Here is a 10,839-nt window from a genome sequence, read left to right as displayed (position 1 = left end):
GAGAGTTACAGACGAACCCTCGTGGGATTGAAGCAGCAGCCACTTCTTCGCGAAGAAACGCGCCTACGCGTTACAGACGAACCCTCGTGGGATTGAAGCAAAGCTATGTGTTCGGGGTGGGTGGGGTGCGCAACGGGTGCGACACCGCCACGAATATTGCGCCGGGCGTGCTCAAGTGCTCGCATGGACACGCTGACCTACGCGTTCATGCTCAACTTCGTCGGGGTCGTCCTCACGGCGCTCGCGTGGTGGCTCGGTCGCTGAAAAGAGTCGGCGGATCCGGGCGCGGATCTAGGCGCTACGGCCGTTCCATCACGACGACGTAGACGAACGCGTCGTCCTCGGCGAGTGTCCGCGCTCGGAGGTCGGCGACGGGGTGGTCGTGCTCGTCGCCGTTACAGACGAACCCTCGTGGGATTGAAGCACCGGCATTATGCCTGAACACGCCAAATGAGCATCGTTACAGACGAACCCTTGTGGGATTGAAGCGGTAGTGCCCCTAGGGGGTGGGGGAAGTCTTGGGCGTTACAGACGGACCCTTGTGGGGTTGAAGCACGATGGAGCGTTACGTGCGCTTAGACCGTGAAATGGTCACAGATGAACCCTTGTAGGGTTGAAGCCGCGCACTCTTTGGCGACGACGGACAGAACGCCCCCGTTACAGACGACCCCGTGAGGTTACGCTGCTGAAGACATCAGATATCACAAGCCATTAGAAGTACTTTCAGATCTCCCCTCGTGAGAGTAAGATACAAGCCCTGGGACGGCATGGTCTACTATGCGACCGACTTTCAGACGAACCGTAACGGATTGAAGTGCAGATGCAGGGGAGCAAACCTCAATAGACACAGAATTACAGACGAACTCTTCTGAGGTTGAAGTCATTCTAAACTGAATCGCGATATTGCTCGATCGCAGTTGATCCCTTCGGAAGGAAGTTATCGCCTCGAGAATCATTATTCGAGGCCCAGCGCAGGAGCGAATCGGGTTTTCATTTTCTAATCAAGTTAATCCACTATTCGAGATGAAGGAATTCATGAAATCCACCCCAAACTACATAACAATTGGTTACGCAGAAGCAGGTATGACACAGATTATGTGCCATAGGAGGGATCACACACGTGCGGGTCGAATTAGCTCTCGACGCTATCGCTGACGCCAGCTACGATACCTCATACCATCACAAACTCCGAGGTCGTATCTGGCGCGCCTTCGAGGATGAGGATGCGTACGACGAGGTTCACGACACCAACGACGGTGTCGGATTTGCGTTCTCGAACGTCTACCCATGGGGAGACATCGAAGAGGGAGATCGTCGATACCTTCGGATTGCATCACCGCGCCGAGCGGTTCTTGACGACCTCGTTGCTCACTTCGGACAGAATCGGGAGTTCGACATCGGCCAGATGCGCTTCCGTGTCTCAGAGATTACGGGACATGTGCCCAATGTCGGAGAGACTGGGTCGACAGGTACCATGGACACGGCGACGGGCGTCTACTGTGCGCTCAACCGAGAGCAAGCGGATTCTCACGACCTTGATACGTCGGAGATGACCTCGGGAGACAGTGATACAAAGATGTTCTGGCGACCTGACCATGGAATGGGTCCGCTTCGTGATGCGATTCGTCGGTCACTTCAGCAGACTCACGAGCTGTACGGTGACGATTACTACGACGGCCCGACCGAAGTTGACGAGCCTCTATTCGAGAGCGTTGAGCCAATAAAAGACGAGATTACCTACTCAATCCCGTTCCAACCGGCGACAGCCGTGGACCGGACGGTGATTCTCTCAAAGTGGCGCTTCGGCTATCGCGTCCGCGACGAGACACACCGATACCATCTGAATCTCGCGCTCGACGCCGGTATCGGTCAACGCCGTGAACATGGCTTTGGGTTCGTCAATCTTCTCGAGAAGACGCCGCCACGAGCAGGATCATCATGAGCGGTCCAACACGCGACGACTTCGAGAAAGCGATTGACGAGCACTGGCACGGACGGCCGCCAGCGAGCTTGGAAGACGTAATGGCGCTGTACGGTGTTTTAGCCGTCGCCGAAAGCGGTGGTGAACTGTACGGCACACCAAGTAAACTCGAACCGTTCATCGACGATGGTCGTCTCGTAACCGTCGATATCGACCTCACCGAAGACGAGTCGAAGGTGAGCGAACCGCGAGTAGACACCCTCCGGAAGGAGGACGTCTCAAAACTCGCGTATGCACACAAATCGAGCGGGCGCGGCGCAAAGTACAGCGTGACTCAGATCGGATCGAAGAACGGCAACGACGCTGCGGGCGTTGCAAGTACTGTCCTTAGACGTGTTCGTTCTTGGACTACCAGAGATAGTGTAGTGAGCGTCACTGGTGACGACGGCCATCCAGACGGCTGGATAGTAGACCGACTTGCTGATGTCTTCGAGAAAGATAGTAATTCGCTTACTACGCTGGAAGACCAGGTCGAGTCTCTTCTTCCGTCAGACGAATCCGTTCCAACGGCCTTCACGGTGCGTCTTCGCATCGATGCTTCCGAACTTGAGAATAGCGATGAAACGGGAGTAAAGTGGTACTGGCCTGCTGACCTGGACGTGCTCACCGAGGCGATGAAGCGATACGCGACTGAAAACGCCGCCGATAAAAACATCGACTCCGGTTCGTCAGAGGGCGAAGGTATCGGGGTCGTCTCTGGTGTAGATAGTCGTGTCGTCGGAACGCCAGAGAGCCCACTTGGAATCTTCTCAGTCAAACACCCTGACGCACAGCCAGGTCTGCGGAGAGACCAGTCTTGGCGCAACTACCCGGTGACTCCGGACGTAGCTATGCTCTTCAGCAAGGGCCAAGACCTCATCGAGAAGTGTGTCTTCCGCAACGGGGGTGTGGAGACGTACTCCCTGCCGTACTTCGCTGGTCGCCTCACTGCCCAGAAGGCAGAAGCACTCTACGGCGCAATTCAGTCGCTCGACAGGGAAAGCGAGTACAACCAAGACTACTCAGCGCCGATGGCTCGCGTCACGTACGAACTCCGTGAGTCCGATAGCGAAGAACTTCAACAGCTCGCTGAAGCGGAGCTTCGTTTCTACACGATCACACTTCCCATCAGTGACGACAAGAACGTCGTAGCTGAGGAACCAGCAGCAACCACTTACTGGGTCTCACAACTCGCAGATGCCCTGGAAAAGACGGTCCACGGACCGACACTCTCCCCACAGCAAGGTGGGTTCCAGGAGTACGAGAACTGGCCACTCTTGGATTTCCCCGACGATCAAAACGTTGCCCGGAAATCTGCCTTTAACCGAATCGTCGGCCACGAGTTCACCAATGCGACGTTCGCTTACCGAGGTGACGATGAAGGCGACGATTTCCGCCGAATCGTCGACGCTCGACTCGTCGCTGGTGTCCCGCTCAATGCAGCGATGTTGTTCGACGAATACGTACGCCGCTACGAGGACGCAAGCGAAGGCGGCGAACTGCCGCCACACCAGGTTGTCACTCAGCAACTCATTCAACTGGAGACACTCTCACGAGCGGGTCTGCTCGACGGACTCGACGTGCAAATCGAACCCACAGATACCACCATGACCACCGATACCGACCTCGACACGTCGGAGCTGCCGGCAATCCGGGAGAACCGACTCGAATCGTTCCTTGACCGACCACTCTTCGACGACACTGAGCGCCGTGCAGCAACGCTCGCGGGGGTCTTGGTTGGTCAGGTGAGCTGGCATCAAGAAAATGAGCGCAGTATGGGTCGCCCACTGGACTCGACGACGAAGGGCGATCAACTGAGCAAGAATAGCCTTGAAAACGCACTTACGAGCGCCCTTGAGAAGGCGAAAGTGTACGCTCTCGATTCCGACTATGACTCGAATCGGGACCTTCTCTTTCCAGAGACGGTCGATCGACTCCTTGAGACGACAGAGGATATGCCCACTGCGTGGAACATCGAAAAACGCGAACTCCAGTTCTGCTACGTGCTCGGCCATGCCCATGGCCGGCGCTCGATGCCAGTCGCGTTCGATCTGTTCGAAGGAACGGCCGAAAGCAATCCGACCACCAACTAATCGATCAAACCAATGACGACACCAAATCGCTCTGAACTCCTGTTCGTGTACGACGCCAAGGACTGCAACCCCAACGGTAATCCAATCGGAGACAACCGTCCTCGACGCGATCCTGACACTGGTCAGGGAATCATCACTGACGTCCGACTCAAACGCTACCTTCGCGACCAACTGCTCGACGATGGGTTCGATATCTACGTGAAGAAGATGGATGGTCGGTCGCGAACCCGTACGACGCTCGCAAAGGATGTTCTCGATGGCGTCGACGATGCCGATGATCTCGAAGATATCGAAGACGTCGGGAAGAAGTTCCTCGAAGCCGCAACGGATGTTCGATACTTCGGAGCAACACTCAGCTTCGAAGCAAGCGATAACGACGAAGACGAGAAGTTCCGATCAGCCCTCAACAGCGCCTTCCCAAACCATTACCAGGGGCCGGTTCAGTTCCTCCCTTCGAAGTCGCTGAATGCCGTTGAGGAAAACGAGGAGTACGACTCACTCACTAGCGTCATCGGGACCGACGAGGAGAACCGACAGGGTGGGTTCGACCTTGACGACAAACGCATAAAGTATGGAATTTTCCCGTTCTGGGGGCTAATTGATAATAACGGTGCCGAGTCGACCGACCTAACCGAGGAAGACGTTAAGCGACTTGACACCCTCTGCTGGCGTGCACTGAAAAACCAGACAACGTCGCGATCGAAACTGGGCCAGCAACCACGTCTCTACGCCCGCGTCGAGTACGAAGCAGGGAACTACCACATCGGTGGATTGCAAGAACTCCTCGACCTCTCCGAAGAAAGCGCGGATTCACTGCGCTCGGTCAACGATGTCGTCGTCGACGCTACTGCACTCGTCGACGCTCTTTCGCGCGCAGCAGACCGAATCAAAACGGTTCATATTGTCGGAGACAACCGTCTCGAGCTGAAAGTTGGCGATGAGACGATTCGTGGTGACGAACTCGGGGCGGTACTTACCGAACAAGGTCACGACATCCACGAAATCGACGTCATCGAAGAGCGAGATCTCGCAGCCTAAGCGCTACTATGCCACCACATATTGATGCCGAGGGTGTGCCCGATCGCTGTCTGTCGTTCACCGTCCGGTCTACGTGGGGCCACTTCAAGCGCGTTGGCCGCAGCGTCACCAAGCAGACGTACCGAATCCCGCCACGAACCACTATTGCCGGTATGCTTGCAGCAATCGTCGGTGCCGACCGGGATTCGTACTACGATATCTTCGGGGGTGACAACTCAGCAATAGCCATTACACCGCTGGCGGATCTTCGGACGGTCAACATTCCGACAACTGGACTGGGGACTGATCCAAAGCAGGATGTTACAACCACACCTGGTCACTGGGCATCATATCAGCTGACCTACCAGGAAACAGAAAGTGACCGTCAGCTCCACGCGTACGAAGTGCTCGCTGATCCCGCCTACCGCATCGACGTTGCCCTCGAAGACGAGTCGTTTTACCACGACCTCCGAGGACATCTCGAGGATGGGACGTCAGTCTATGCACCAAGTCTCGGGAAGTCCGAGTACCTAGCAACGATTCGTGATGTCGAGACGGAACAAACACCCACACAACTCGAAGTTGAGCGTCGTGTCGATATCGACTCTGTCGTTCCAATTTCCCTGTCGGAAGCGATTCCACAAGGAGGCGTCACCTACGGAGTCGAGCGGTCGCCCGCGATAATGGAGGCAGACTCTGGCGGGCGACGCACCACTCGCTTCGACGATTACGTCTACACTCGACAATCTGATCACTCAGTACGAGTTGGTGAGAATGTCGATATCGCGCCCGTCAAGGTTGGCGACCGAACTGTAGTGTTCCGCTAGTCCCGTCCGCTCTCAGCATCCAACCCAGCAACACGTCAACTTTTTACAATACATGGACCGACCCCTTATTTCACATCCTATCGCCAGTACAAAGCACGACTATCCCCAGTCACAGTTGACCTCTGCAGGTGATTTGAAGCTCACCGCTCACAACTCCGTTGTGAGTGAGCGAGCGGTTCGGCTGTTCAGATTCACTGACGAACGCGCGTCCTATCTAAAAGTGGCGTCGGCATTACATGATTTCGGGAAGGCGACACCTCAATTTCAGGCTTATCTCCGAGGAACCTATGACGGACCAGATGAACAGCGATTCCACGCGCGGCTCGGCGCACTCGCGACGTGGTTCGTGTTAGGAGAACTCGACGCTTCACCGCAGGATAAACTTGCAGCGACACTTGCCGTTGCCCGGCATCATCAAGCACTGCCAAATGCGGCGCCCTACACTGCTCATACGCTTGCCGAAGCTTTCGACGCCGAGGCGATCCACGCTCAGTGTGATCAGATCAGTAGTCGATGGCCCGATGAAGCGACCGAACTCCTCCAACTCTCTGGTGTCAACGTCACCTGGGAGAGCTTCAAAGCGTGGGTCGATAGCGGTGATGTCGTCGACGAACTCCACAAACACTCTGCCCGGCAGGAACTCACAGGGCCAAAGCCGAACGGGGAAACACTCCCTGAACGACTCTACGACCGCACACTCCACTACTGGGCTGCGCTCACGCTGGCCGACAAAAGCCATGCGATGGACATCCAGGAGGATCATGTTTTTAATCTTGACACACTTGATCAAGCTACAATCGAGGAGTACATCGCCACGCTTAGAGATGACCCGCCAGTAAATGACCTGGAAGCACAACTCAATGACGAACGGGAGCGAGCGCGACGACAGGCTGTCCGCGGCGTTCACGAATGGATAGAGAACGGTCCTGCGATTTCGACACTCACGCTTCCAACTGGGCTTGGAAAAACATTTACTGGCCTCTCAGCGGCGTTCGAAGCTCGAGATCTTCTCGGCGACTCTGACCCCTCTCAACCTATCGTCTATGCGCTCCCGTATACGTCTATCATTGAACAGACACGGGCAATCTTCGAAGATCCCGATCTGTGGGGTGTCGACCCCACGACGTCAGCACTGACCGTCCATCACTACTTGAGTGAAACTGTCGTATATCACGATGAACGGAACGATACCGATGTCGATAACTCCGACGTTGAGGAGACAGCTCAGCTTCTAGGTGAGTCGTGGCGAGATGGGACAGTATTGACGACGTTTGTCCAGCTTTTCGAGAGCCTAACCGGGCCCTCAAATAGACAGGGACTGAAACTTTCGGCGCTTGACGGGGGTCTCGTCATACTAGACGAACCACAAGCGCTTCCGAAAGACTGGTGGGATGCAATAAAGCGGTTACTTGATCTACTGACCACGGAATACGGGACGAAAGTTATCGCCATGACCGCGACTCAACCAACCCTCTTCCGAGATGTGGAAACCGAGTCGCTGCTGAGTGCCGGAGAAGATCACGACGATAATAGTTGTCAGCACTGTCTTGACTGTCCAGCGTATCGTACAGACCTTCCTCCCGCCTCGGAAGCAGCGTACTTCGAGCAAGCAGAGCGCGTCCGGTACACAATTGAAGAGACAGCACTCTGCCACCAGCTTGATGCCGACGAGACATACCTCTCGCACGAGGCTGCTGCTGAGCGAATCCTCAATACAACTAGCGACGATGGCTCGACACTGGCAATTTGCAATACAATCGATAGTTCAAGCGAATTAACCGAATCCATCTGTTCGAATAGTGAGACTGTCCACCTCGGTGCCACGATTCAGAATTTACTGCACGAGCAGAATCTCAACACCGTCTCAATGGATATCGCTCCGTTAGCAATCGCCCACGACGTACTTGCCGAGCATGGGATCGTCGCTACTGAAGAGGGTGAGTGGATGGTCCCCGACGGGGTCGGCCCACTCGTGTTGACGCTTAATTCGCGGTATCGGCCGTTCGACCGACAGGTCATTATCGAGTTAGCGGACCTTCTCTCGACGAGTTCGATTCCGTTCGTCCTGATTTCGACCCAGGCAATCGAAGCGGGTGTTGACTTAAGTTTCAAGACTGTCTTCCGAGACATCGCACCCTTAGACAGCATTGTCCAAGCTGCTGGTCGGTGCAACCGGTCGTACGAGTGGGGTCGAAATGGGGGTCGAGTCGTCGTGTGGACACTCGCTGATCCCGATGAGGAGACACCTGACAACCCGGCGTCATCACCGCCTGCACACTACGTCTATGAGCGTGGTTCGACTGACACGGGAATCCCTGCTCACCTCCAGTTAATCGCTACCGTCCTTGCCGACGTTGAGGACCCAACCGATGTATCTGACGTCGAACTATCGAAACATGCTGTCGATGCTTACTTCGATGCTCTAGAGCAAAAATCACTCAGTTCGACAGAAATTCGGGAGCATATCGACACTAGTGACGCTGGGTGGCTCGCACAACAGTCTCTAATCGGAGGCTACCAGACTGTCGACGTACTTGTGGCGTTGACTGACGCTGAACAGAGGTGGATAAACCAGCTGACTGACCGATTTATAAATGGCGACCCATCAGCGTATGATGATTTAGCTAACGCCGCGAATATTCGCGTTTCACTTCCGGTCGATACTGTCGAAGACGTACCTGCAATCTCGCGTGTCGACGGTAAGGAACGCTCTGCTGATGGCGTACAGGTGTATCGCTACACTGGTGATTCTGGTCTCCGGTACGCATTTTCCGAAGGTGGCCTTCAGGGCAGCGACGATGTCGTCGCTGGTCGGTTCACCGGAATCTGAAGACAATAGAACTGTCGGGGAAAGAACCAATACAGCGGTCGGTAGTTGTCAAAGTGATGCCACAGATACAGAGTCAGTCTCCAACTGAGAACAACGGCGTCGAGAGGTGGGGTAGTGAACTCCGGTGATCGGCTCCGTGAGTACATACGAACGGAACGAGAACCTGGTTCCAACCCAGACACCCCAATTACCGGGTTGATGGTACAGTATTACCACGTCTGTAAGCGAGAACTCTGGTTCATGTCTCGTGGTATCGATATTGACCGTGAGACGACCAACATTCAGCGAGGAACTCACGTTGATGAGACAAGCTATCAGGGTTCTCGCCGGTCGTTCATGATTGGAAACCGGATTCAGCTGGACCTGCTTGAATCGGGGGCGGTTATGGAAGTGAAAGTCTCCTCGAGATTGGAAACACCCGCACGGATGCAGTTACTATTCTATCTTTGGTACCTCGATAAGGTCCACGGCATTGAGAAGGACGGCGTCCTTGCGTATCCGACCGAACGAAAACGAGAGTCGGTTCAGTTAGACGACGTCGCTGCGGCAGAAGTGGAACGGACTGTCATCGGCATTCTCGACATCGTTAATCAAGACGCACCACCGGAGCTATCGAAGAAACCATACTGCGATTCCTGTCTGTACCAGGACATCTGTTGGATGTAGTACAATGACAAAGCCTAATCATCATATATTCGCCGACGGTGAACTGTCTCGCAACGAAAGTACTCTCCGCATCGATACCCTCGAAGGGGAAACGAAGTACCTCCCGGTTGAGTCAGTTGATTCGCTCTATCTCCACGGCCAGGTCAACTTCAACACTCGGGCACTCGGGTTGCTGAACGACCATGGCGTCCCCGTTCACGTCTTTGGCTGGAAAGATTACTACAAGGGCTCGTATCTCCCTAAGCGAGGTCAGGTGTCGGGAAACACTGTCGTTGAACAAGTTCGAGCATACGACGATGCCGACAGACGGATGAAGGTTTGTCATCGAATTATAGAAGCAAGTATCCATAATATGCGCGGAAATCTTCGGTACTACACCGACCGCCGTGGAGACTTCTCGAACGTAGTCAATACACTCGCGAGTTTGAAGGAGCAAGTTTCGGAGACAGAGACTGTCAACGACCTTCGCGCCCTCGAAGGGAACGCCAGAAAGCACTACTATCGATGCTTTGACCAAATTCTTCGAGACCCCTTCGAGCTTACAAAGCGTGAATACAACCCACCCTCGAACGAAGCTAACGCTCTTGTGTCATTCCTCAACGGGATGGTCTATACAACCTGTGTCTCTGCAATTCGTAAAACTGCCCTTGACCCAACGATCGGTTTTGTCCACGAGCCAGGTGAGCGACGGTTCACACTCTCTTTGGATATCGCGGATATCTTTAAACCGATTCTCGCTGATCGACTCGTTTTTCGGTTAGTGAACCGTCAGCAGATATCTATTGACGACTTCGAGTCAGAGCTCGAGGGGTGTCTCCTCTCTGAAGATGGTCGGTTGACGGTGTTACAAGAGTATGAAAAGACACTCGACAGAACGGTTGAGCATCCACGTCTTAACCGCAAAGTGAGCTTCAAAACTCTCGTCCAGACGGATGTGTACAGCCTGAAAAAGCACATTCTCACAGGAGAAACGTACAACGCTACAGAGCGGTGGTGGTAACAATGCAGGTGATTGTCGTATACGACGTGCCGGCAGATCGTACCCATATTTATCGAAAACTCCTTCGAAGACGGCTTGAGCATCTGCAATACTCCGTTTTCTTTGGTGAACTGACTGCTGGGCAGGTAACGGAGCTAAAAAATGAGATTCGATCAAAGCTTGAGGCCGACGACTCGATCGTGATGTTTGAAACGACAAACCAAGCAGCATTCGAACTTTCTACGTTTGGCGATACAGACGAACCAGGAAGTCGCTTTACCTGATTCACTCTCGTTGAGAGACCTGGGTTCATTCAGAGCGTTTCCACGAGTTTCCATCAACCCCGGGGGGTACAGCGAGAATTGAAGGTCGATGGAAATATTGATGTGAATCCGCCCAATATCAGCACGCACACCGTCAAATGGAGACGGGTTACAGACGAACCCTTGTGGGGTTGAAGCGTGAGT

Annotated in this window: 9 protein-coding genes; 8 read left to right on the top strand and 1 reads right to left on the bottom strand. The window is 54.3% G+C overall.

Annotated features, from left to right (window positions below; genetic code table 11):
- Positions 1 to 298 precede the first annotated feature (298 nt).
- Positions 299 to 445 carry a hypothetical protein gene (locus BSG17_RS27255; protein ID WP_170864899.1) on the bottom strand — a complete coding sequence of 49 codons (147 nt, stop codon included), beginning with the start codon at positions 443 to 445 and terminating at the stop codon, positions 299 to 301.
- A 675-nt stretch (positions 446 to 1,120) separates the two neighbouring features.
- On the opposite strand from BSG17_RS27255, the gene BSG17_RS21095 reads away from it, so the two are divergent.
- From BSG17_RS21095 to cas2, 8 genes are all read left to right on the top strand, one after another.
- On the top strand, positions 1,121 to 1,942 hold the full coding sequence (locus tag BSG17_RS21095; RefSeq protein WP_089827369.1) for a CRISPR-associated endoribonuclease Cas6: 822 nt from the start codon (positions 1,121 to 1,123) through the stop codon (positions 1,940 to 1,942).
- A complete protein-coding gene (gene cas8b, locus BSG17_RS21090) occupies positions 1,939 to 4,053 on the top strand; it encodes a type I-B CRISPR-associated protein Cas8b/Csh1 (RefSeq protein ID WP_211609271.1) in 2,115 nt (704 codons plus the stop codon). Before BSG17_RS21095 ends, cas8b begins: the two co-directional genes overlap by 4 nt.
- Before the next feature lie 12 nt (positions 4,054 to 4,065).
- Positions 4,066 to 5,091, top strand: a complete 1,026-nt coding sequence (gene cas7b, locus BSG17_RS21085; RefSeq protein WP_089827368.1) for a type I-B CRISPR-associated protein Cas7/Csh2 — start codon at positions 4,066 to 4,068, stop codon at positions 5,089 to 5,091.
- Between the two features lie 8 nt (positions 5,092 to 5,099).
- Positions 5,100 to 5,897: a type I-B CRISPR-associated protein Cas5b gene (gene cas5b, locus BSG17_RS21080; RefSeq protein WP_089827367.1), complete on the top strand. Its 798-nt coding sequence runs from the start codon at positions 5,100 to 5,102 to the stop codon at positions 5,895 to 5,897.
- A gap of 52 nt (positions 5,898 to 5,949) precedes the next feature.
- Positions 5,950 to 8,727: a CRISPR-associated endonuclease Cas3'' gene (locus tag BSG17_RS21075; RefSeq protein ID WP_089827366.1), complete on the top strand. Its 2,778-nt coding sequence runs from the start codon at positions 5,950 to 5,952 to the stop codon at positions 8,725 to 8,727.
- Positions 8,728 to 8,925: 198 nt separating this feature from the next.
- Positions 8,926 to 9,393 (top strand): CRISPR-associated protein Cas4, encoded by a 468-nt coding sequence (gene cas4, locus BSG17_RS21070; RefSeq protein ID WP_089827365.1) that lies wholly within the window; start codon positions 8,926 to 8,928, stop codon positions 9,391 to 9,393.
- A 4-nt stretch (positions 9,394 to 9,397) separates the two neighbouring features.
- Positions 9,398 to 10,393, top strand: a complete 996-nt coding sequence (cas1b, locus tag BSG17_RS21065) for a type I-B CRISPR-associated endonuclease Cas1b (protein WP_089827364.1) — start codon at positions 9,398 to 9,400, stop codon at positions 10,391 to 10,393.
- Between the two features lie 2 nt (positions 10,394 to 10,395).
- Positions 10,396 to 10,656, top strand: coding sequence for a CRISPR-associated endonuclease Cas2 (gene cas2 / locus BSG17_RS21060; RefSeq protein WP_089827363.1), 261 nt, complete (start codon positions 10,396 to 10,398; stop codon positions 10,654 to 10,656).
- Positions 10,657 to 10,839 lie beyond the last annotated feature (183 nt).

It is taken from the genome of Halogranum amylolyticum, assembly GCF_900110465.1.
GTDB lineage: Archaea > Halobacteriota > Halobacteria > Halobacteriales > Haloferacaceae > Halogranum > Halogranum amylolyticum.
Note: the sequence above shows the minus strand (reverse complement) of the source record. Positions and strands in the feature narration are given on the sequence as shown.